This is a genomic window from Pseudomonas sp. MF6776, assembly GCF_016613125.1.
In the GTDB taxonomy this organism is placed as follows: domain Bacteria; phylum Pseudomonadota; class Gammaproteobacteria; order Pseudomonadales; family Pseudomonadaceae; genus Aquipseudomonas; species Aquipseudomonas iridis.
Genome location: NZ_JAENSQ010000002.1, coordinates 163,319 through 186,230, shown reverse-complemented (window position 1 = coordinate 186,230; position 22,912 = coordinate 163,319). Strand labels below are relative to the sequence as shown.

The following is a 22,912-nucleotide window of genomic DNA, read 5'->3' as shown; positions in this document are numbered from 1 at the left end:
GGGCGCTCCATCAGTCGTCGAGGGCCTGCACACGAACCCGTGCAGTGCCGCTGCGCAGCATACCGAGTTGTTCGGCGGCTTTGCGGGACACATCGATCAAGCGTCCACGGGTGTGCGGGCCGCGATCGTTGATACGGACCACGACGGATTCATCGTTTTTCAGGTTGGTGACTTTGACCCGGGTACCAAAGGGTAGCTGGCGGTGGGCGGCAGTCAGGGCATTCTGGTTGAACGCTTCGCCACTGGCGGTGCGTTTACCGTGGTGTTTGGCTCCGTAATAGGAGGCGACGCCGGTCTGGTCGTAACCATGCGGGTCGATGATGTCAGTGCTGGCGCAACCGGCGAGTAAGGAGAGCAGCGCGCAGGCGCCTAGCAGGTGTTTCATTCGAAAGTTCCCAAATAACAATGTGGGAGCGAGCCTGCTCGCGAAGAGACCATCACATTCAATATCTCTATTGGATGCCATGACGCTTTCGCGAGCAGGCTCGCTCCCACAGGGATCGGAACCAGGCTTTTGCTCTGGCTCCATTGTGGTCAGCCTTCGAGCTTGCTTTTCAGCAGTTCGTTCACTTGCTGCGGGTTGGCCTTGCCTTTGGAGGCTTTCATGGCCTGACCGACGAAGAAGCCGAACATCTTGCCGCGTTTGGCTTCGTCTGCCGCGCGGTATTGCTCGACCTGCTCGGCGTTGGCCGCGAGCATTTCGTCCAGCACCGCCGAGATCGCGCCGCTGTCGGTGACTTGCTTCAAGCCGCGTTTTTCGATGATCTCGTCCGCGCTGCCTTCACCGTTGGCCATCGCTTCGAACACAACCTTGGCGATCTTGCCAGAGATGGTGTTGTCTTTGATGCGCTGCAGCATGCCGCCCAATTGCTCGGCCGAAACCGGTGACTCGTCGATGTCCAGGCCTTGCTTGTTGAGCAGGCTGCCCAACTCGACCATCACCCAGTTCGCCGCCAGTTTGGCGTCGCCGCCGATGGCTGCGACTTTCTCGAAGTAATCAGCTTGTTCGCGGCTGGTGGCCAAAACGCTGGCGTCATAGACCGACAGACCGAATTGCTCCTGGAAGCGTTCGCGTTTCTGCGGAGGCAGTTCCGGCAGGGTGGCGCGCACCTCGCCGAGGAACGACTCTTCGATGACCACTGGCAGCAGATCCGGGTCGGGGAAGTAACGGTAGTCGTTGGCTTCCTCTTTGGAGCGCATCGGACGGGTTTCGTCCTTGTTCGGATCGTACAGACGGGTCTGCTGGATCACTTTGCCGCCGTCTTCGATCAGCTCGATCTGACGCTGGATCTCGGAGTTGATCGCCTTCTCGATGAAGCGGAACGAGTTGACGTTCTTGATCTCGCAGCGTGTGCCGAACTCAACCTGGCCTTTCGGACGGATCGACACGTTGCAGTCGCAACGCAGCGAACCTTCGGCCATGTTGCCGTCGCAGATGCCCAGATAACGGACCAGCGCGTGGATCGCCTTGACGTAAGCCACGGCTTCCTTAGCGCTGCGCATGTCCGGCTCGGAAACGATTTCCAGCAGCGGCGTGCCGGCACGGTTCAGGTCGATGCCGGTGGCACCGTTGAATTCTTCGTGCAGGCTCTTGCCGGCGTCTTCTTCCAGGTGCGCGCGGGTGATGCCGACACGTTTGACCGTGCCGTCTTCCAGGGCGATGTCCAGGTGGCCCTTGCCGACGATCGGCAATTCCATCTGGCTGATCTGGTAGCCCTTCGGCAGATCCGGGTAGAAGTAGTTTTTACGCGCGAACACGTTGTGCTGACCGATCTCGGCGTCAATCGCCAGACCGAACATCACCGCCATGCGCACTGCTTCCTGGTTCAGCACCGGCAATACGCCGGGCATGCCCAGATCGATCAGGCTCGCCTGAGTGTTCGGCTCGGAGCCGAACGTGGTCGAACTACCGGAAAAGATTTTCGACCGGGTGGTGAGCTGGGTATGAATCTCCAGCCCGATCACGACTTCCCATTGCATGTGTGTCTCCTCAGAAGCCGGTTGGGGTGCGGGTGTGCCAGTCGGTGTTCAACTGGTACTGATGCGCAACGTTGAGCAAACGGCCTTCCTGGAAATACGGAGCGAGCAGCTGCACGCCGACCGGCAGACCGTCGACAAAACCGGCCGGCATCGACAGGCCCGGCAGGCCCGCGAGGTTGGCGGTGATGGTGTAGACGTCTTCCAGATAGGCAGCGACCGGGTCGCTGTTCTTGGCGCCGAGTTTCCAGGCCGGGTTCGGCGTGGTTGGGCCGAGGATGATGTCGACTTCATTAAAGGCAGTCATGAAATCGTTCTTCACCAGGCGGCGAATCTTCTGCGCTTTGAGGTAGTAGGCATCGTAGTAACCGGCGGACAGCGCGTAGGCACCGACCATGATCCGGCGCTGTACTTCAGGGCCGAAGCCTTCGCCACGCGAGCGCTTGTACAGGTCGATGAGGTTTTCCGGGTTCTCGCAGCGATGGCCGAAACGCACGCCGTCGAAACGCGACAGGTTCGAGGAGGCTTCTGCCGGCGCGATCACGTAGTACGCAGGAATCGCGTGCTGCATGTTCGGCAGGCTGATTTCCTTGATCACGGCACCGAGCTTCTGCAGCTCTTTGATGCTGTTCTGGATCAGCTCGGCAATGCGCGGGTCGAGACCGGCGCTGAAGTATTCCTTCGGCACACCGATGCGCAAGCCTTGCAGCGATTCGTTCAGGCTGGCGGAGTAATCCGGCACAGGCTCATCGATGCTGGTGGAGTCGTTCTGATCGAAACCGGCCATACCTTGCAACATAATTGCGCAGTCTTCGGCAGTGCGCGCCAACGGCCCGCCCTGATCGAGGCTGGAGGCGTAGGCGATCATGCCCCAGCGCGAAACACGACCGTACGTCGGTTTCAGGCCGGTGAGGTTGGTGAACGCGGCTGGCTGACGGATCGAGCCACCAGTGTCAGTGGCGGTGGCCGCTGGCAACAGACGAGCGGCAACGGCCGCCGCCGAACCACCGGACGAACCGCCCGGCACGTGTTCCAGATTCCACGGGTTTTTCACCGCGCCGTACCAGCTCGACTCGTTGGCCGAACCCATGGCGAATTCGTCCATGTTGGTTTTGCCCAGGGTCACGGCGCCGGCAGCGGCCAGTTTGGCGACCACGGTGGCGTCGTACGGAGCCTTGAAGTTGTCGAGCATCTTCGAGCCGCAACTGGTGCGAATGCCCTGGGTGCAGAACAGGTCTTTGTGGGCGATCGGCGCACCCAGCAGGGCGCCGCTCTCACCGTTGGCCCGGCGTGCATCAGCGGCTTTCGCCTGCTCAAGTGCCAAGTCTTCGGTGAGGCTGATGAAACTGTTGAGCTGCGGATCGAGCTGGGAAATACGCGCCAGCAGGACTTTGGTCAGCTCTTCGGAGGAAAACTTTTTATCGGCAAGACCACGAGCGATCTCGGCCAGAGTCATTTGATGCATTGCAGGCTCATTCCCTTTAGTCGATGACTTTCGGAACCAGATACAGGCCGTTTTCGACCGCTGGTGCGATGGACTGGTAGGCCTCGCGGTGATTGGTTTCGGTCACGACATCGGCGCGCAGGCGCTGACTGGCTTCCAGCGGGTGGGCCAATGGCTCGATACCGTCGGTATTAACAGCCTGCATTTCGTCGACCAGACCGAGAATGCTGTTGAGGGCCGAGGTGATGTGCGGAAGATCGGCATCATTAAGGCCAAGGCAGGCCAAATGCGCGATTTTTTCCACGTCGGAGCGTTCTAGTGCCATCGGGATTCTCCAGTGGAAAACAGAACGGACGGCGTCCGTGTGTTAGATTGTCGGAACACTACCGCACTTCTACGGTCATAAGGCCGCGATTGTGGGGCTTGGTGCACAGAAAAGCGGCCAATTTAACATATTGGCGCCTTGCCCAAAATCCCTGTCGTTGTTAGAGTTTGCCGCACTTTTTTACCCACGCGTTGCCTAGGGTCCCTTTCCCATGTTCAAGAAACTGCGTGGCATGTTTTCCAGCGATCTTTCCATTGACCTGGGCACTGCCAACACCCTTATTTACGTGCGCGAGCGCGGTATCGTTCTGAATGAGCCATCGGTTGTGGCCATTCGGACACACGGTAATCAGAAAAGTGTCGTTGCTGTCGGCACCGAGGCCAAGCGCATGCTCGGTCGTACGCCGGGCAACATTGCTGCCATTCGTCCGATGAAAGACGGCGTGATCGCCGACTTCAGCGTCTGCGAAAAGATGCTGCAATACTTCATCAACAAGGTTCACGAAAACAGCTTTCTGCAGCCTAGCCCTCGTGTGCTGATCTGCGTTCCATGCAAATCCACCCAGGTTGAGCGTCGTGCCATCCGTGAATCGGCCCTCGGTGCCGGTGCCCGTGAAGTGTTCCTGATCGAAGAGCCGATGGCTGCTGCGATCGGTGCCGGCCTTCCGGTTGAAGAGGCGCGCGGTTCGATGGTCGTCGATATCGGTGGTGGTACCACTGAAATCGCCCTGATCTCCCTGAACGGTGTGGTCTACGCCGAATCCGTGCGCGTGGGTGGCGACCGCTTCGACGAAGCGATCATCACTTATGTGCGCCGTAACTACGGCAGCCTGATCGGTGAATCCACCGCAGAGCGCATCAAGCAGGAAATCGGTACGGCCTACCCGGGCGGCGAAGTTCGCGAAGTCGACGTTCGCGGTCGTAACCTGGCCGAAGGCGTTCCACGCGCATTCACCCTGAACTCCAACGAAGTGCTGGAAGCTCTGCAAGAGTCCCTGGCCACCATCGTTCAGGCAGTGAAGAGTGCTCTGGAGCAATCGCCGCCGGAACTGGCTTCCGACATCGCCGAGCGTGGCCTGGTGCTGACCGGTGGTGGCGCGCTGTTGCGTGACCTCGACAAGTTGCTGGCCCAGGAAACCGGTCTGCCGGTGATCGTTGCCGAAGATCCGCTGACCTGTGTTGCTCGCGGCGGTGGCCGTGCATTGGAAATGATGGATAAGCACACCATGGATCTGCTCTCGAGCGAATAAGTCGCTGAGGCAATACGTGGGTGAGCGCACAGGCAGCACTTTGCAGTGCTGCCTGTTGGCGTTTATCTTCTGTCAGTCTTCATCCAGGCCGGTTTGATGCCGTATGAATAAACAGAACATTTGCCTGGGAGGAGCGGCTTATTAAACCGCTTTTCGCCAAAGGCCCTTCGCTGGGTGTGCGCCTGCTGGTGCTGGCCGTGCTGTCGGTCGCACTGATGGTGGTCGATGCCCGCTTCGACCTGCTCAAGCCCGCGCGCAAACAAGCGTCGCTGGTGTTGATGGACGCCTACTGGATCACCGACCTGCCCGGACGGCTGTGGGACGGTATCGCCAGTCAGTTCGGCAGTCGCACCGAGCTAGTCGCCGAAAACGAAAAACTCAAGACCGAAAACCTGCTGTATCAGGGCCGCATGCAAAAGCTTGCCGCGCTGACCGAGCAGAACGTTCGGCTGCGCGAGTTGCTCAATTCTTCTGCGCTGGTCAACGAAAAGGTCGAAGTGGCCGAATTGATCGGCATGGACCCCAACCCTTTCACCCATCGCATCATCATCAATAAAGGTGAGCGCGACGGCGTGGTGCTCGGTCAACCGGTGCTCGATGCGCGCGGTTTGATGGGGCAGGTGGTCGAGTTGATGCCTTACACCTCCCGTGTACTGCTGCTGACCGACACCACTCACAGCATTCCTGTGCAGGTGAATCGTAACGGTCTGCGGGCGATTGCCAGCGGCACCGGCAACCCTGAACGCCTGGAGCTGCGGCATGTCGCCGACACGGCGGATATCAAGGAAGGCGATTTGCTGGTCAGCTCCGGTCTTGGCCAGCGCTTCCCGGCCGGTTACCCGGTGGCGACGGTCAAGGAAGTGATCCATGACTCGGGCCAACCGTTCGCGATCGTCCGTGCCGTGCCGACCGCTGCTTTGAACCGCAGCCGCTACCTGCTGCTGGTGTTCAGCGACTCGCGCACCGCCGAGGAACGCGCCAACGACGCCGCGCAAGCTCAAGAAGCGCTGGATGCCCATGGCGGCGGTCCGATGCCGGCCTCTGTGGTTTCCCGACCGTTGGTCATGCCGGCGCCTGCTGCTCCGGCTACCGAGCCAACGCCGGCCGCTACGACGCCAGCCGCGACCCCGGTCAAACCTGCCGCGAGCAAGCCGCCTGCGGCCGCACCGGCGGCGACCAAGCCCCCGGCGTCTTCTCCTGCCGCCAGCAAACCACCTGCCAAACCGCCGGCAACGACGCCAGCCACCACTGGGGGACGAGAATAATGGTCGGTGTCAAAGCCTCCCGAAATGGCTGGATCATCTGGCTGACCTTCGTTGTCGGCATATTGCTCAGCGTTTCGCCGTTACCGATCTTCATGGAAATCCTGCGTCCGCTGTGGCTGGCCTTGCTGCTGACATTCTGGGCGCTTTACATGCCGCACGCGGTCGGTATGGTCACGGCATTCTGCCTGGGCCTGGCCGAAGACGTGTTGCAAGGCGATCTGTTTGGGCAGAACGCGCTCGTTCTTACACTGATTACTTTCCTGGTGCTGTCATTGCAACAGCGCCTGCGCATGTTCCCGATGTGGCAACAGTGCCTGGTGATTCTGGTGATTTTCGGGCTCGCGCAACTGGTGCAGTTGTGGCTCAGTGCCTTGACCGGTAACCGTCAACCGACCCTGGCGCTGGTGCTGCCGGCACTGACCAGTGCCTTGCTCTGGCCCTGGATCAGCTTCGCTTTGCGTGGATTACGCCGCCGCTACAAAATCAATTGAGCCGGTGAAGCAGGGCACTGAACAGGGGATGTTTTGATGAAACTGCTTTACCTCGCCTCCGGATCGCCGCGTCGACGTGAGTTACTCACGCAGATCGGCGTTCCTTTTTCCGCCATCAGTGCGGACATCGATGAAACGCCATTCCTTGAAGAATCACCTGCGGCCTACGTCGAACGCCTCGCGCGCGGCAAGGCCGAGGCCGGGCGGCGCACGGTTGTATCGGCTGCGCCGTTTTGCGTTCTGGGCGCCGATACTGCGGTGGTGCTCGATGGCAAAATTCTTGGCAAACCGGTGGACGAAGCCGACGCATGCGCCATGCTGATGATGTTGTCCGGCAAAGAACATGAAGTGCTGACCGCCATCGCTGTGCTCGAAGGCGAGCGCTGCGAGTCGCGGGTGGTGCGCAGTCTGGTACGGTTCCGGCCGATCAGCCGCGAGGAGGCCGCTGCCTACTGGGCCAGCGGTGAACCCCGGGACAAGGCCGGTGGTTATGGCATTCAAGGGCTCGGCGCGGTGTTTGTCGCGGGGCTCAATGGCAGCTATTCAGCGGTGGTCGGGCTGCCTGTTTGCGAAACCGCAGAACTGTTGGGCCATTTCGGCATACCCTGTTGGCAAAACCTGAACGCGCAATAAGCGTCGTACGAACAAGATGCGGCCATTATCGTGAACACGCCTGAACGAGATCCTGCCATGAGTGAAGAGATTCTGATCAACATAACGCCGATGGAATCGCGCGTGGCGGTGGTCGAAAACGGTGTGCTGCAAGAAGTCCACGTCGAGCGCACGCAAAAGCGCGGGATCGTCGGCAACATCTATAAAGGCAAGATTGTCCGGGTACTGCCGGGTATGCAGGCAGCCTTCGTCGACATCGGCCTTGATCGTGCGGCGTTCATTCATGCCGCGGAAATCTCTCTGCGCGAAGGCCCGGCGGTGGAAAGCATCAGCTCGCTGGTGCACGAAGGCCAGAGCCTGGTGGTACAAGTCACCAAGGATCCGATCGGTTCCAAAGGTGCGCGTCTGACGACGCAATTGTCGATTCCATCGCGCTATCTGGTGTACATGCCGCGCACCGCCCACGTTGGCATTTCCCTGAAAATCGAAGACGAAGCCGAGCGCGATCGCCTCAAGCAGGTGGTCACCGATTGTGTCGCCAAAGAAGGCATCAAGGAGGCCGGCGGCTTCATTCTGCGGACCGCCGCCGAAGGTGCCGGGGCCGATGAGATCCTCATGGACATCCGCTACCTGCGGCGCCTGTGGGATCAGATCAACGAACAGATCAAAACCATCGCCGCGCCGAGCGTGATCTACGAAGACCTCGGCCTGGCCTTGCGCACGTTGCGTGATCTGGTCAATCCGAAAATCGAGAAGATCCGCATCGATTCCCGGGAAACCTTCCAGAAAACCACGCAGTTTGTCGCCGAACTGATGCCGGAAATCGCCGATCGACTGGAACACTATCCGGGCGAGCGGCCGATTTTCGATCTGTACGGTGTCGAGGACGAAATCCAGAGAGCGCTCGAGCGCAAAGTGCCGCTGAAATCCGGTGGCTATCTGGTGGTCGATCCGGCCGAAGCCATGACCACCATTGACGTCAACACCGGCGCTTTCGTTGGTCATCGCAATCTCGAAGAAACCATCTTCAAGACCAACCTCGAAGCGGCGACCGCGATAGCCCGGCAGATGCGCCTGCGCAATCTGGGCGGGATCATCATCATCGACTTCATCGACATGGAAGATGAAGAGCACCGGCGCCAGGTTCTGCGAACCCTGGAAAAACAGCTGGAGCGCGATCACGCCAAGACCAACATCATCGGTATTACCGAGTTGGGCCTGGTGCAGATGACCCGCAAGCGCACCCGCGAAAGCCTTGAGCAAGTGCTGTGCGAACCGTGCAGTTGCTGTCAGGGTCGCGGCAAATTGAAGACTGCGGAAACCATCTGTTACGAGATCTTCCGCGAGATCCTTCGTGAGGCCCGGGCCTATCAGGCCGAGGGTTATCGGGTGCTGGCGAACCAGAAAGTGGTGGACCGGCTGCTTGATGAAGAATCCGGTAATGTCGCCGAGCTTGAAGGGTTCATCGGCCGCACCATACGCTTCCAGGTGGAAACCATGTATTCCCAGGAACAATATGACGTGGTGCTGCTCTGAACCCCTGCATCACCCTTTTTTCACAGCGGCTGGCCTCAGCTTTTCGCAGTATTTTTGCCATGGGAGCCAACTGACATGGACCGTCTGACACGCATTTTGGCCGCACTCACCCGTTGGGGGCTGGGCCTGTGCGCGTTGGTTCTGGTGTTGATGGCGTTGTACGTCAGTCTCGGCCGCGAACTGACGCCGTTGGTGGCCGAATATCGAGCCGACATCGAAGACAAGGCCAGCGCCGCCCTCGGCATGCCGTTGCAGATTGGCGAACTGGAAGGCAGCTGGAGCGGTTTTGCGCCAATCCTGTTGGCCCATGATGTGATGGTCGGCGATGGCGCCAATGCCTTGCGCCTCGATCGTGTGCGGGCAGTGCCCGATCTTTGGGCCAGCCTGTTGGCCCGCGAAGTGCGCATCGCTCATCTGGAACTCAATGGCTTGAAAATCAGCCTCAAGGAAGCCGAGGACGGCACCTGGGCGCTGGAAGGTTTGCCGGTGCAGAAGGATCAGCCGCTGGATCCCGAGCAACTGTTCAACCGCTCGCAGATGATTCAGCAATTGTCGGTGCTCGAAAGCCAGGTGACCTTGCAGCCGCTGGATCACCCACCGATGACGCTCACCTATGTCGGCCTCAATCTGAAGACCGGTGCCAGTCGGCAACGCCTTGACGCACGCTTGACCTTGCCTGACGGCCAACCTGTAGCGTTGAGCCTGCGCACGCGGATTCGCCCCAGTCAGTTACGCGACAGCACGATGGAAGGTTACGCCAGCCTGCCGCAAAGCGACTGGTCGAAGTGGCTGCCGGAGCGTCTGACCCAGCAGTGGAATTTCTCCGAGATCAAAGCCGGCGGCGAGCTTTGGGTGAACTGGGCCGAGGGCACTTTGCAAAGTGCCGCGATTCGTTTGAATGCCCCGCAACTGAGCGGTGCTTACGCCGAGCGCAAGCCGATCCAGATCAACAATCTGGCGCTCAACGCCTATTACGAAAACAGTGCCAAAGGCGCGACGGTTACCTTCGATTCGCTGGCGATGAATGTCGGCGAAACCCGCTGGGAATCGCGGGTACAAGTGCAGCAGACCCGGGCCACTGACAAGGTCGAGGAGCTCTGGCACTTACAGGCTGATCGCCTCGACCTGACCCCCATCACCCCACTGCTCAACGCGCTGGGGCCGTTGCCGCAGGGTGTCGCCACAGCCGTGGAGCGCCTGAAGGTCACCGGCGGCCTGCGCAATGTCCTGCTGGATTTCCGCCCTAATGCCACGGACGGAACCAAATTCGGTTTCGCTGCCAACCTCGATTCCGTAGGTTTTGACGCCTATCACGGCGCTCCGGCGGCGCGGAATGTCAGCGGTAGCCTGAGCGGCAACCTCGATGGAGGTGAGTTGCGCATGGACAGCAAGGATTTCGTCCTGCACCTCGATCCGATTTTCGCCAAGCCTTGGCAATACATTCAGGCCAACGCCCGCCTCACCTGGAAGCTTGATAAGGACGGCTTCACCCTGATTGCACCGTATTTGAAGGTACTGGGCGAAGAGGGCAAGATTGCCGGTGACTTCCTGATTCGCCTGCACTTCGATCACAGCCAGGAAGACTACATGGATCTGCGGGTCGGTCTGGTTGACGGCGACGGCCGCTATACCGCCAAGTACCTGCCCGAAGTGTTGAGCCCGGCGCTGGATGAATGGCTACGTACGGCGATTCTCAAGGGCGCGGTGGATCAGGGTTTCTTTCAGTATCAAGGCTCGCTGAGCAAGAACGCCGGGGAGGCTGATCGCAGCATCAGTCTGTTCTTCAAGGTGCATGACGCCGAACTGGCCTTCCAGCCAGGTTGGCCGCATGTCAGCAAGGTCAGTGGCGACGTGTTCATCGAGGACAGCGGCGTGCGGATCTGGGCCAGCAAAGGCCAATTGCTCGACACCCAGGTCAGCAACGTCTTCGTCAACATTCCCCATGTCCCGGCCGGACAACATACCCATATGTACCTCGACGGCGCGTTCGCGGGTTGTCTGGGGGACGGTTTGAAGATTCTTCAGGATGCACCGATCGGCACCGGTGAAACCTTTGCCGGTTGGGAAGGCGCGGGCGATCTGCAAGGCAAGCTCAAACTCGACGTGCCGCTGGACAAGGGTGGCGACCAGCCGAAAATCGTCGTCGACTTCAAGACCGCCAACGCGCGGCTGAAGCTGGCGGAGCCGAAACTGGAGCTGACGCAGCTCAAGGGTGATTTCCGTTTCGACAGCGCCAAGGGTCTCAGCGGGCAGAATATCGCTGCCCGAGCGTTCGACAAGCCAGTCACTGCGCAGATTTTCGCTGATGGCAGCGCCAACCAGCTCAAGACCCGGGTCGCTGCGTCGGGGCAGGTCGAAGTCAAGAAACTGACTGACTGGCTCGGTGTCACTCAACCGTTGCCAGCGTCCGGGACGATTCCCTATCAGTTGCAACTGAATCTGGACGGTAACGACAGCCAGTTGATGGTCAGCTCCAATCTCAAAGGTGTTGCGGTCGATCTGCCAGCACCGTTTGGCATGGCGGCGGATGTCGGTCGAGACACCGTTTTCCGCATGACCCTGCAAGGGCAGGAGCGGCGTTATTGGGTCAGTTACGGTCAACTGGCCAGTTTTACCTTTGCTGCGCCGCCGACTGATTTTGCCCAGGGGCGCGGTGAATTGTTCCTCGGGGCGGGCGAAGCCGTGTTGCCGGGTGCCAAGGGTTTGCGGGTTCGCGGTGTGCTGTCGGAGCTGGACGTCGCACCCTGGCAGGATCTGGTTGGCAAATACGCCGGACAGGATCCGGGCGGCAATGCCAAGCAACTGTTGAGCAGTGCCGATTTCAAGATTGGCAAACTGACGGCATTCGGCACGACGCTGGATCAGGCCTCGGTCCAGTTGAATCGCAAACCGGGGGCGTGGAATCTGGCGCTCGACAGTCAGCAGGCCAAAGGCACTGCTGGCCTGCCAGACGCCAAAAACGCGCCGATTGCGGTGAACCTGCAGTACGTGCGACTGCCGGCGTCGGATCCGACGGTGCAGGCTGACGAGAACTCACCTGATCCGTTGGCGTCTGTCGATCCAACGAAAATCCCGGCGCTGGATATCACCATCAATCAACTGTTCCTGGGCCAGGATCTGGTCGGTGGCTGGTCGCTGAAGATCCGCCCCACCAGCAGAGGGATCGCCATGAACAATCTCGACATGGGGCTCAAAGGCATCCTGTTGCAGGGCAATGGCGGCTGGGAAGGTGTGGCGGGTTCCAGCACTAGCTGGTTCAAGGGGCGGATCGGCGGCAAGAACCTCGCCGATGTCCTCAAAGGCTGGGGCTTCGCACCGAGTGTGACCAGCGAAGAATTCCACATGGATGTCGATGGCCGCTGGCCGGGTTCGCCGGCGTGGCTGGCGACCAAGCGTTTCTCCGGCACCCTCGATGCGTCGCTGAACAAGGGCCAGTTTGTCGAGGTAGAAGGCGGCGCGCAGGCTTTGCGAGTGTTCGGCCTGCTCAATTTCAACTCCATTGGCCGCCGTTTGCGCCTGGACTTTTCCGATCTGTTTGGCAAAGGTCTGAGCTATGACCGGGTCAAAGGCCTGCTGGTGGCGACCAACGGTGTTTACGATACCAAAGAGCCAATTCGCCTGACCGGGCCATCGAGCAATATTGAGCTCAACGGCAAGTTGGACCTGGTGGCTGAGCAGGTCGACGCCAAGTTGCTGGTGACGCTTCCGGTGACCAACAACCTGCCAATCGCCGCGCTGATCGTGGGGGCTCCGGCGGTCGGCGGGGCGCTGTTCCTGATCGACAAGCTCATCGGCGACCGTGTGTCACGCTTTGCCAGTGTGAAATACACCGTTAAGGGCCCGTGGAAAGAGCCGAAAATCACTTTCGACAAGCCTTTTTGAGTAGCATGAGGCTAGCCCAATCTGTAGGGGCTGCGGCACGCTGCGATCTTTTGCTTTTAAACGATCAAGATCAAAAGATCGCAGCCTTCGGCAGTTCCTACAGTGGAATATGTTGATCGCAGATCAGGAGCGGCCATGTCTTTAGCGGTGATTCAAATGGTCAGCCAGAGTGACGTGCTGGCCAATCTGGCCCAGGCCCGACGCCTGCTTGAGCAGGCAGCGGCCGGTGGCGCGAAGCTGGCGGTACTGCCGGAAAACTTCGCCGCCATGGGTCGTCGCGACATCGCCGATATCGGTCGCGCTGAAGCCGTTGGCGAAGGACCGATCCTGCCATGGTTGAAACAGACCGCCCGCGACCTCAAGTTATGGATAGTGGCCGGCACATTGCCGTTGCCGCCGGTTGATCAGCCGATGGGCAAATCACACGCGTGTTCGCTGCTGGTCGACGATCACGGCGAAACCGTTGCACGGTATGACAAGTTGCATCTGTTCGATGTGGATGTAGCGGACAATCGAGGCCGTTACCGCGAATCCGATGACTATGCTTATGGCAGTGGTGTGGTGGTTGCGGATACACCGGTCGGCAAAGTGGGCCTGACCGTATGTTACGACCTGCGCTTTCCGGAGCTGTACAGCGAATTGCGCGCTGCCGGAGCCGAGTTGATTACTGCCCCATCGGCCTTTACCGCCGTGACCGGCGCGGCGCATTGGGACGTATTGATTCGCGCGCGGGCCATCGAAACACAGTGTTATGTGCTGGCGGCTGCGCAGGGCGGAACCCATCCGGGACCGCGAGAAACCTTCGGGCATGCGGCGATCATCGACCCATGGGGCCGAGTGCTGGCGAGTCAGGATCAAGGCGAAGCGGTGTTGCTGGCCGAACGCGATAGCAATGAACAAGCGTCCATCAGGGCGCGGATGCCGGTGACGAGTCATCGGCGGTTTTTCTCGCAGGGCGCACAGCGACCTGCTTCAGAACACGAATTTAAGGCCTAAACCATGAGCGAGTTGTTGTCCTCAGTCAGTGATCACCTTTTGGCGCCCGGCGGCGTGACGATCGAGAGCCTGCAAAGCGTACTCGGCGATTTGGCAGGCCCGGGAATCGATGCTGCCGACCTGTATTTTCAGGGCCAGATCTCCGAGTCCTGGGCGCTGGAAGACGGCATCGTCAAGGAAGGCAGTTTCAATCTCGACCAAGGTGTCGGTGTGCGTGCGCAGTCCGGCGAAAAAACCGGTTTCGCCTACAGCAACGCGATCACCCTTGAAGCGCTGGGTGCTGCGGCGCGTGCGGCCCGTTCGATTTCCCGAGCCGGGCAGAACGGCACGGTGCAGGCGTTCACCACTCAGGACGTCGCCCAGTTGTATGCGCCGGACAATCCGCTGGAAGTGTTGAGCCGTGCCGAGAAAGTCGAGCTGCTCAAGCGCATCGACGTCGCCACGCGCGCGCTCGATCCGCGTATCCAGCAAGTCAGCGTGAGCATGGCCGGGGTCTGGGAACGCATTCTCGTGGCTTCCACCGACGGCGGTCTGGCGGCGGATGTTCGACCGCTGGTGCGTTTCAATGTCAGCGTTATTGTTGAGCAGAACGGTCGTCGGGAGCGCGGCGGCCATGGCGGCGGCGGGCGTACCGACTACCGTTATTTCCTCGCTGAAGACCGCGCCATGGGTTATGCCCGTGAAGCGCTGCGTCAGGCGCTGGTGAACCTGGAAGCGATTCCGGCACCGGCCGGGACGCTGCCGGTGGTGCTGGGTTCGGGCTGGTCCGGTGTGCTGCTGCACGAAGCGGTTGGCCACGGTCTGGAAGGCGACTTCAACCGCAAGGGCAGCTCCGCCTACAGCGGTCGTATGGGCGAAATGGTTGCTTCCAAGCTCTGCACCATTGTCGATGACGGCACCTTGAGCGGCCGTCGCGGCTCGCTGAGCGTCGACGACGAAGGCACCCCGACCGAGTGCACCACGCTGATCGAAAACGGCGTGCTCAAGGGCTACATGCAGGACAAGCTCAACGCGCGCCTGATGGGCGTGGCCCGTACCGGCAACGGTCGTCGTGAATCCTATGCACACCTGCCGATGCCGCGGATGACCAACACCTACATGCTTGGCGGCGAAAGCGATCCGGCAGAAATCATCGCTTCGGTGAAGAAAGGCATCTACTGCGCCAACCTTGGCGGTGGCCAGGTCGACATTACCAGCGGCAAATTCGTGTTCTCCACCAGCGAGGCGTATCTGATCGAAGACGGCAAGATCACCGCGCCGGTCAAAGGTGCGACGTTGATCGGCAACGGCCCTGAGGCGATGAGCCGGGTTTCGATGGTCGGTAACGATCTTTCGCTCGATAGCGGTGTGGGAACGTGTGGCAAGGATGGGCAGTCGGTACCAGTGGGTGTTGGCCAGCCGACGCTGAAAATCGATGCGATCACCGTGGGTGGCACGGGCGCATAACAAGGGATGGAGCTTCGGGTGGCGCGCAGGGCGGCCACCCGGTGGCGAATATCAACGCAGACCGCGTTGAGTCTCGTCCAGCTCACGGATGTACTTGAAGATTTTACGGCTTGAGGCAGGCGCTTTGTTTTGCGCAACCTCATGCTGAGCCTGACGGATCAGGGAACGCAGTTGCTGGCGATCGGCGTCCGGGTATTCCAGGACGAATTTCTCCAGTACGGCATCATCACCGGCGATCAGGCGGTCACGCCAGCGTTCGAGATTGTGGAAACGCTCGTTGTACTGACGAGTGGAGGCATCGAGTTGATCGAGCAAAATGAGGATCGCGTCAGTGTCCTGATCGCGCATCAGTTTGCCGATGAACTGCAAATGCCGTTTACGCGCGATATTCGCGGTGTGCTTCGGCGCATCGGCCAAGGCACGGCGCATCGCGTCGGTCAGTGGCAGTTTTGCCACCAAGTCAGGCTTGAGTGTTGTAAGGCGCTCGCCAAGGTCAACCAGAGCATGCAGCTCGCGTTTGACCTGAGATTTGCTTTTTTCTCCCGTATCGAGGGAGTCGTCGTAAGAATCAACCATGGTGGCAGTCCGCAAAGAAACGCCGCCATGATAACCAGTCGGGGGCCGCTTGTCCGGCCCGGTCGCTCGATGGCCCCAGCCGAAAGCAGAATTTGAGTGGAGATGAGCATGAGTGCAGTTCAAAGCGTCGGCCCGCAGGCATTGCCGGCACTGCAGGAACAAGTCGAGCAGATCATCGCCGAAGCCAAGCGCCAAGGCGCCAGTGCCTGTGAAGTCGCGGTGTCGCTGGAGCAGGGCCTGTCGACCTCAGTGCGTCAGCGCGAGGTCGAAACAGTCGAGTTCAACCGCGATCAGGGCTTTGGCATCACGTTGTATGTTGGCCAGCGCAAAGGCTCTGCCAGCACCTCCGCCACCGGGCCGGATGCGATTCGCGAGACGGTGGCTGCCGCACTGGCGATCGCCAAGCACACATCCGAAGATGAAGCCTCAGGCTTGGCCGATGCGGCGTTGATGGCCAGGGATCAGCAGGATTTCGACTTGTTCCACGAATGGGACATCACCCCGGAACAGGCCATCGAGAAAGCGTTGCTCTGTGAAGCGGCCGCTTTCGATGCCGATGCGCGGATCAAAAACGCCGACGGCACCACACTCAGCACCCACCAGGGCTGCCGCGTGTATGGCAACAGCCACGGTTTCATCGGTGGCTATGCGTCGACACGACACAGCCTGAGTTGCGTGATGATCGCCGAAGCCGATGGCCAGATGCAGCGCGATTACTGGTACGACGTGAGCCGTCAGGGCGAGTTGCTGGCCGACCCGGTGAGCATCGGCCAACGTGCCGCGCAGCGGGCGGCGGGTCGCTTGGGCGCGCGTCCGGTGCCGACCTGTGAAGTGCCGGTACTGTTTTCGGCCGAACTGGCGGGCGGGTTGTTCGGCAGTTTCCTCTCGGCGGTTTCCGGTGGCAGCCTGTATCGAAAATCATCGTTCCTGGAAGGCACGCTGGGCCAGAAACTGTTTCCGGAGTGGCTGACCATCGATGAGCGTCCTCACCTGATGCGCGCCATGGGCAGCGCCTCCTACGACGGTGATGGTCTGGCGACCTACGCCAAACCGTTCGTCGAGAAAGGCGAGTTGGTGTCGTACATCCTCGGTACTTACTCCGGCCGTAAACTCGGCATGCCGAGCACCGCCAACGCTGGCGGTGTGCACAACCTGTTCGTCACTCATGGCGACGAAGACCAGGCGGCACTGCTGCGGCGCATGGGCCGCGGGTTGTTGGTTACCGAGTTGATGGGCCATGGATTGAACATGGTCACCGGCGACTATTCGCGCGGGGCGGCGGGTTTTTGGGTCGAGAATGGCGAAATTCAGTTCGCGGTGCAGGAAGTGACCATCGCCGGCAACATGCGCGACATGTTCAAGCAGATCGTCGCAGTGGGTAATGATCTGGAACTGCGCAGCAACATCCGCACTGGCTCGGTGTTGATCGAGCGAATGACGGTGGCGGGCAGCTAAGCGTCCACTCTCTACGCAAACAGGCGCGCCACCCCATCGGGTGGCGCGCCTTTTTTATGTCTGCTTTTTTAGGCGCAGCCTGCGGCAGCTCCTATAAAAAGCGCTCTTGTGTTGGTTCTCATTATCATCTAATAATAAATCTCATTATCGAATGAGCTGTGGATCATGAGTTCTGCCTTGCACGAGCAGCCGTACCTCGAAAGCTGGCGCTGGATGAGTCGTCAGATCCGATGCGCGATGGATCCTGACGAACCGCGCCTGATCGAACATTACCTGGCCGAGGGCCGGTATCTGTCCTGTTGCACAGCGACCTCGCCCTGGACCGTCGCTGAAACTTCCTTCCGATTGCTGCTCGACACGGCCACCGACACTGCGTTGCCGTGGCACTGGCGCAGCCTCTGTCTCGATCAAGCCTGGCGCCCCTTGCGTGAAATGGAGCGCCTGTCGCTGTGCAAATGCCGGCTCAAACGCTGGCAACGCTACACCTGGCAACTGGCGACCTGCGAGTTGCAACCCTCGATTCCTCTTATTGAATTAGTCCAAGGATTTACTGATGGCAGACCCTAACACTCGTATCGAGCGCGACAGCATGGGCGAATTGCAGGTACCGGTGGACGCTCTCTACGGCGCGCAAACCCAGCGTGCAGTGGATAACTTCCCGATCAGCGGCAAACCGATGCCGACGCAATTCATCCGCGCATTGATCCTGGCCAAAGCCGCCGCGGCCCGGGCCAACGTCGAACTCAACCAGATCAGCGCCGCTCAGGGCAAAGCCATCAGCGACGCCGCGCAAGGCTTGCTTGAAGGCGATTTCATGCGGCATTTCCCGGTGGATATCTTCCAGACTGGCTCCGGCACCAGCTCCAACATGAATGCCAACGAGGTGATCGCCACCCTGGCCAGCCGCCTGCTTGGCGAACCGGTCAATGCCAACGATCACGTCAACTGCGGCCAGAGCAGCAACGACATCATCCCGACCACCATCCACGTCAGTGCTGCGCTGGCCCTGCACGAACAACTGCTGCCGGCGCTGTTGCACCTGGTGCAGGTCATCGAGCACAAAGCCGAGCAAGTGCATCACCACGTCAAAACCGGGCGTACGCATTTGATGGATGCGATGCCGGTGCGTATGAGCCAGGTGCTCAACGGCTGGGCGCAGCAACTGAAGGCCAACATCGGTCATTTGCAAGACCTGCTGCCAAGCCTGCAATCCCTCGCGCAGGGCGGGACGGCGGTCGGTACCGGAATCAACGCGCATCCGGAATTCGCTGCGCGGTTCAGTCGTCAACTCAGCCAGTTGACCCATGTGCAGTTCACCCAAGGCAAAGACCTGTTCGCGCTGATCGGCTCGCAAGACACCGCCGTAGCGGTCTCCGGACAGCTCAAGGCCATCGCTGTGTCGCTGATGAAAATCGCCAATGACCTGCGCTGGATGAACTCAGGGCCCTTGGCCGGTCTCGGCGAAATCGAACTCGAAGCCCTGCAGCCGGGGTCGTCGATCATGCCGGGCAAGGTCAACCCGGTGATCCCGGAAGCGACCGCCATGGTTGCCGCCCAAGTGATCGGCAACGATTCGGTGATCACCATCGCCGGCCAGTCGGGCAATTTCGAGCTGAACGTGATGCTGCCAATCATTGCCCAGAACCTGTTGAGCAGCATCGAGTTGCTGGCCAACTCCAGTCGCCTGTTGGCTGACAAAGCTATCGCCAGCTTCAAGGTCAACGAGTCGCGGCTCAAGGAAGCGCTGTCGCGCAATCCGATTCTGGTCACCGCACTCAACCCGATCATCGGTTACCAGAAAGCCGCCGAGATCGCCAAGCAGGCCTATAAACAGGGTCGCCCGGTGATCGACGTCGCGCTGGAGCACACCGACCTGTCGCGCAGTCAGCTGGAAGAGTTGCTCAACCCCGAGAAACTCACCGCTGGCGGCGTGTAATCCCCGCAACCGCTTTGGAGGCTCACCATGGAGCACTGGAAACGCACGATCGAACGGGCCAATCGCTGCTTCATGTTGGGCGAGCTGATCGATGCCCGTGAAACTTATCTGCAGGCGCTGGCCCTGGCGCAAGTGCTGTTCGAACGCTGGGCCGATGCCGACGAAGCGGTGGCGGCCTGCGTCATCTCCCATCACAACCTGGCGGATCTGCACTTGCGCCTGAATCAGCCGGAGGAAAGCGCCGAATATCTTTGCGCCATTCATCAACGGCTGTTGCAGACGATGCAGGACGAACGTCAGCGCCTCGCGCTGCGTGAAGCGGCGCTGCGCCAGAGCAGCAAAACTTACGTCGAGCTGCTGAATTTCATCAGCGACCACGGCGAATACCCACGCACCCAGCGTCTGTTGCATCCGGATACCGGCAATGCGCGCCGCGCACCAGCCCCACATCACCATGGAGTCCATTGAAATGGCTTTTACCTTGCCTGCCTTGCCTTATGCCTACGATGCCCTGGAGCCGCACATCGATGCGCAGACCATGGAAATCCACTACACCAAGCATCACCAGACCTACATCAACAACCTCAACGCTGCGGTGCAAGGCACTGAATATGCCGGATGGCCAGTGGAAAAACTGGTGGCCAGCGTTCAACAGTTGCCGGAAAAACTTCGCGCGGCGGTGATCAATCAGGGCGGCGGCCATGCCAACCACTCGCTGTTCTGGGAAGTCATGGTGCCCAACGGCGACGGCAAACCGGACGGGGCGCTGGCCAAGGCCATCGACGAACAGCTGGGTGGCCTCGACAGTTTCAAAGAGGCATTCACCAAAGCTGCGCTGACCCGGTTCGGCAGTGGCTGGGCCTGGCTGAGTGTGACCCCGGAGAAAAAACTGGTCGTGGAAAGCAGCGGTAATCAGGACAGTCCGCTGATGAACGGCAACACGCCGATTCTCGGCCTCGACGTTTGGGAGCACGCCTACTACCTGCGCTACCAGAACCGTCGGCCGGAATACATCAACGCGTTCTACAACGTGATCAATTGGCCTGAAGTGGCTGCGCGCTATCAGGCTGCACTGGTTTAAGTCTCCTAAAAAAACAATTCAAGGCTGACTATGGGCACTGAGACACTGGCGGTCGGAAGCGGGCGTATGTTTCGTTACGCAGTGGGATCGCTGTTGCTGCTGGCGGGCTTAACCTTACTGGCAGTCCACGGACTGGAATGGCTGAATCTGGAACCGAGGCTGTCGCGGGCGTTGCAGGGTGGCGCACTCTGCGCGCTCGGCACCGCGCTCGGAGCGGTGCCGGTGTTGGTGATTCGGCGCATGCCTCAGGCGCTCAGCGATACGCTGCTGGGGTTCGGTGCCGGGGTGATGCTGGCGGCGACGGCGTTTTCGCTGATTGTCCCGGGCATTGCTGCCGCAGAGAGCCTGGGTCTGACACCGTGGGCGGCGAGTGGCCTGATCTGCTTCGGCATCATGTTCGGTGCGTTCGGCCTGTATCTGGTGGATCGCAAGGTGTCCGGTGCTTCACCGGAAATGTTCGTGGGCAGCATCGAGCATCCGGTGATTCCACCGCGGATCTGGCTCTTCGTGTTCGCCATCATTGCCCATAACATCCCTGAGGGAATGGCCGTCGGGGTATCGGCCGGCGGCGGCATGCCGGACGCGGACAGTCTGGCCATGGGCATCGCCTTGCAGGACGTACCGGAAGGTCTGGTAATTGCGTTGGTATTGGCTGGGGCGGGGATGTCACGGGTCAAGGCGTTCTTGATCGGCGCGGCGTCAGGGCTGGTCGAACCGGTGTTTGCGCTGTTGTGTGCCTGGCTGGTCAGTCTGGCGCAGGTGCTGTTGCCGTTAGGCCTGGCGCTGGCGGCCGGGGCGATGTTGCTGGTGGTGACCCACGAAGTGATTCCGGAATCGCGACGCAATGGTCATGACAAGCTGTCCAGCCTTGGTTTGCTGATCGGGTTCTGTTTGATGATGGTGATGGATACGGCGCTGGGTTGAAGATCAAAAGATCGCAGCCTGCGGCAGCTCCTACAGGAAGCGCATTCCAATGTAGGAGCTGCCGCAGGCTGCGATCTTTTGATTTTGGCTGTCAGCCGCCTTCGTCGAAGTAGTTGTTGATCAACGCCACCAGCGCATCCAGCGCTTCCTGTTCCTGATGGCCTTCGGTACTCAGATAGATTTTGGTGCCTTTGCCAGCCGCCAGCATCATCATTGCCATGATGCTTTTGCCATCAACCGTTGTCTCTGGTGTGCGGCCCACTCTGATCGTACAGTCGGGATACTGACCGGCAACCCCGACAAACTTCGCCGACGCTCGGGCATGCAAACCCAGTTTGTTGATGATTTCGATTTCCAGAGCAGGCATCGCGGTGTGAATCCTTTAGGTGAGGTCGCGGTGGCGGACCTGGACGTTCTTCAGAGTTTTCTGCAGGGCCTGACCCAGGCGTTCGGTCAGGTAGACGGAGCGGTGGTGCCCGCCGGTGCAGCCAATGGCAACAGTAACGTAGGCGCGATTGCTCGCGGCGAAGCGCGGTAGCCATTTGTGCAGGTAGCTGAAAATGTCCTGGAACATTTCTTCAACCTCGGGCTGCGCTGCCAGGTATTCGGCCACCGGCTCATCGAGCCCCGATTGCGCACGTAGCTCAGGCTTCCAGTACGGATTGGGCAGGCAGCGCACGTCAAACACCAGATCCGCATCCACCGGCATGCCGCGTTTGAAGCCAAATGACTCAACCAGAAATGCCGTGCCCGGCTCCGGCTGACTCAGCAGACGCAGCTTGATGGTGTCGCGCAACTGGTACAGGTTCAGATTGGTGGTATTGATCTTCAGATCGGCCAGATCGGCGATGGGCCCCAACAGGGCAGTTTCATCCTGGATCGCCTCGGCCAGCGAGCGATTGGCGTTGCTCAGCGGGTGGCGCCGACGGGTTTCCGAAAAACGCTTGAGCAGGGTTTCTTCGTCGGCATCCAGATACAGCACATCGCACTGGATATGGCGGCTGCGCACTTCTTCAAGCAGTTCGGGAAAACGCGAGAGATGACTTGGCAGGTTGCGCGCATCGATCGACACCGCCACCAGCGGTTGCGCCAGTTCAGTGTGAATCAGCGCGCGCTCAGCCAGTTCCGGCAGCAAGCCTGCCGGCAGATTGTCGATGCAATAGTAACCGTTGTCCTCAAGGACATTCAGCGCGGTACTTTTACCTGAGCCGGAACGGCCACTGACGATGATCAAGCGCATGATTACTGCCCGCTCTGCTCGTCCACAACAACCTGGTACAAGGCTTCATTGCTTGAAGCGGTGCGCAGTTTATCGCGCACTTCTTTGCGATCCAGCATGCTGGCGATCTGGCGTAGCAACTCCAGATGCGCATCGGTGGCGGCTTCGGGGACCAGCAGTACGAACAGCAGGTCAACCGGCGCACCGTCGATGGCGTCGAAATCAATAGGGGCTTCAAGGTGCATCAGAGCGCTGATCGGCGACTGGCAACCCTTGAGGCGACAGTGAGGAATGGCGATGCCGTTGCCAAAACCGGTAGAACCGAGTTTTTCACGGGCAATCAGAGCCTCGAAGACATCTTGCATCTCCAGATCCGGCACTTCGCGGGCGATCAGGTTGGCAATCTGTTCGAGGGCTTTCTTTTTACTGCCGCCCGGCACGTTCACGAGGGAACGGCCGGGGGTCAGGATACTTTCAAGTCGGATCATGGGGTAGGGG

At 60.0% G+C, this 22,912-nt stretch carries 22 protein-coding genes; 14 read left to right on the top strand and 8 right to left on the bottom strand.

The window, feature by feature from the left end; genetic code table 11:
* Positions 1–10: 10 nt before the first annotated feature.
* The 4 genes from JJD74_RS02945 to gatC all read right to left on the bottom strand — a co-directional run bounded on the left by JJD74_RS02945 (position 11) and on the right by gatC (position 3,746).
* Positions 11–385, bottom strand: a complete 375-nt coding sequence (locus JJD74_RS02945; RefSeq protein WP_042557646.1) for a septal ring lytic transglycosylase RlpA family protein — start codon at positions 383–385, stop codon at positions 11–13.
* A 149-nt stretch (positions 386–534) separates the two neighbouring features.
* Positions 535–1,980, bottom strand: a complete 1,446-nt coding sequence (gene gatB, locus JJD74_RS02940; protein WP_042557647.1) for an Asp-tRNA(Asn)/Glu-tRNA(Gln) amidotransferase subunit GatB — start codon at positions 1,978–1,980, stop codon at positions 535–537.
* A 10-nt stretch (positions 1,981–1,990) separates the two neighbouring features.
* Entirely contained in the window at positions 1,991–3,442 is a 1,452-nt protein-coding gene (gene gatA / locus JJD74_RS02935; RefSeq protein WP_115147464.1) for an Asp-tRNA(Asn)/Glu-tRNA(Gln) amidotransferase subunit GatA, read from the bottom strand.
* 16 nt (positions 3,443–3,458) lie between these two features.
* Complete coding sequence (gene gatC / locus JJD74_RS02930) at positions 3,459–3,746, bottom strand: Asp-tRNA(Asn)/Glu-tRNA(Gln) amidotransferase subunit GatC (protein ID WP_007901429.1); 288 nt, start codon at positions 3,744–3,746, stop codon at positions 3,459–3,461.
* Between the two features lie 211 nt (positions 3,747–3,957).
* Here gatC and mreB point away from each other — a divergent pair, with 211 nt between their 5' ends.
* The 8 genes from mreB to tldD all read left to right on the top strand — a co-directional run bounded on the left by mreB (position 3,958) and on the right by tldD (position 15,223).
* A complete protein-coding gene (gene mreB, locus JJD74_RS02925; RefSeq protein WP_002555108.1) occupies positions 3,958–4,995 on the top strand; it encodes a rod shape-determining protein MreB in 1,038 nt (345 codons plus the stop codon).
* 140 nt (positions 4,996–5,135) lie between these two features.
* Positions 5,136–6,260, top strand: a complete 1,125-nt coding sequence (mreC, locus tag JJD74_RS02920; RefSeq protein WP_200611471.1) for a rod shape-determining protein MreC — start codon at positions 5,136–5,138, stop codon at positions 6,258–6,260.
* Positions 6,260–6,751 (top strand): rod shape-determining protein MreD, encoded by a 492-nt coding sequence (gene mreD / locus JJD74_RS02915; protein WP_042557650.1) that lies wholly within the window; start codon positions 6,260–6,262, stop codon positions 6,749–6,751. The genes mreC and mreD overlap by 1 nt, the downstream gene beginning before the upstream one ends.
* A gap of 36 nt (positions 6,752–6,787) precedes the next feature.
* Positions 6,788–7,384 carry a Maf family protein gene (locus JJD74_RS02910; protein ID WP_047299771.1) on the top strand — a complete coding sequence of 199 codons (597 nt, stop codon included), beginning with the start codon at positions 6,788–6,790 and terminating at the stop codon, positions 7,382–7,384.
* Positions 7,385–7,441: 57 nt separating this feature from the next.
* Positions 7,442–8,899 (top strand): ribonuclease G, encoded by a 1,458-nt coding sequence (gene rng, locus JJD74_RS02905; RefSeq protein ID WP_042557652.1) that lies wholly within the window; start codon positions 7,442–7,444, stop codon positions 8,897–8,899.
* A 75-nt stretch (positions 8,900–8,974) separates the two neighbouring features.
* Positions 8,975–12,781, top strand: coding sequence for a YhdP family protein (locus JJD74_RS02900; protein ID WP_200611154.1), 3,807 nt, complete (start codon positions 8,975–8,977; stop codon positions 12,779–12,781).
* A 135-nt stretch (positions 12,782–12,916) separates the two neighbouring features.
* Positions 12,917–13,777 carry a carbon-nitrogen hydrolase family protein gene (locus JJD74_RS02895; protein WP_200611148.1) on the top strand — a complete coding sequence of 287 codons (861 nt, stop codon included), beginning with the start codon at positions 12,917–12,919 and terminating at the stop codon, positions 13,775–13,777.
* 3 nt (positions 13,778–13,780) lie between these two features.
* A complete protein-coding gene (gene tldD, locus JJD74_RS02890) occupies positions 13,781–15,223 on the top strand; it encodes a metalloprotease TldD (protein ID WP_042557655.1) in 1,443 nt (480 codons plus the stop codon).
* Positions 15,224–15,274: 51 nt separating this feature from the next.
* Here tldD and yjgA read toward each other — a convergent pair whose 3' ends face one another.
* Positions 15,275–15,799, bottom strand: coding sequence for a ribosome biogenesis factor YjgA (gene yjgA / locus JJD74_RS02885; RefSeq protein ID WP_042557656.1), 525 nt, complete (start codon positions 15,797–15,799; stop codon positions 15,275–15,277).
* 108 nt (positions 15,800–15,907) lie between these two features.
* On the opposite strand from yjgA, the gene pmbA reads away from it, so the two are divergent.
* From pmbA to JJD74_RS02855, 6 genes are all read left to right on the top strand, one after another.
* Positions 15,908–17,254, top strand: coding sequence for a metalloprotease PmbA (gene pmbA, locus JJD74_RS02880; RefSeq protein ID WP_042557657.1), 1,347 nt, complete (start codon positions 15,908–15,910; stop codon positions 17,252–17,254).
* Between the two features lie 165 nt (positions 17,255–17,419).
* Positions 17,420–17,821: a hypothetical protein gene (locus JJD74_RS02875; RefSeq protein ID WP_047299773.1), complete on the top strand. Its 402-nt coding sequence runs from the start codon at positions 17,420–17,422 to the stop codon at positions 17,819–17,821.
* Positions 17,808–19,190: a class II fumarate hydratase gene (locus tag JJD74_RS02870; RefSeq protein ID WP_047299774.1), complete on the top strand. Its 1,383-nt coding sequence runs from the start codon at positions 17,808–17,810 to the stop codon at positions 19,188–19,190. Before JJD74_RS02875 ends, JJD74_RS02870 begins: the two co-directional genes overlap by 14 nt.
* 27 nt (positions 19,191–19,217) lie before the next feature.
* The gene (locus JJD74_RS02865; RefSeq protein ID WP_200611145.1) at positions 19,218–19,658 is read left to right on the top strand and encodes a hypothetical protein; all 441 of its coding nucleotides are present in this window, start codon (positions 19,218–19,220) and stop codon (positions 19,656–19,658) included.
* A gap of 1 nt (position 19,659) precedes the next feature.
* The gene (locus JJD74_RS02860) at positions 19,660–20,271 is read left to right on the top strand and encodes a superoxide dismutase (protein WP_200611142.1); all 612 of its coding nucleotides are present in this window, start codon (positions 19,660–19,662) and stop codon (positions 20,269–20,271) included.
* Between the two features lie 30 nt (positions 20,272–20,301).
* Entirely contained in the window at positions 20,302–21,195 is an 894-nt protein-coding gene (locus JJD74_RS02855; RefSeq protein ID WP_200611139.1) for a ZIP family metal transporter, read from the top strand.
* A 91-nt stretch (positions 21,196–21,286) separates the two neighbouring features.
* Here the strand turns inward: JJD74_RS02855 and JJD74_RS02850 are convergent, their stop codons facing one another.
* Genes JJD74_RS02850 through ptsN form a run of 3 tightly spaced genes read right to left on the bottom strand, consistent with a single transcriptional unit; the run spans position 21,287 to position 22,902 of the window.
* On the bottom strand, positions 21,287–21,562 hold the full coding sequence (locus tag JJD74_RS02850) for an HPr family phosphocarrier protein (RefSeq protein ID WP_008085079.1): 276 nt from the start codon (positions 21,560–21,562) through the stop codon (positions 21,287–21,289).
* Between the two features lie 15 nt (positions 21,563–21,577).
* Positions 21,578–22,435, bottom strand: a complete 858-nt coding sequence (rapZ, locus tag JJD74_RS02845; protein WP_042557663.1) for an RNase adapter RapZ — start codon at positions 22,433–22,435, stop codon at positions 21,578–21,580.
* 2 nt (positions 22,436–22,437) lie between these two features.
* Entirely contained in the window at positions 22,438–22,902 is a 465-nt protein-coding gene (gene ptsN / locus JJD74_RS02840) for a PTS IIA-like nitrogen regulatory protein PtsN (protein WP_200611136.1), read from the bottom strand.
* Positions 22,903–22,912 lie beyond the last annotated feature (10 nt).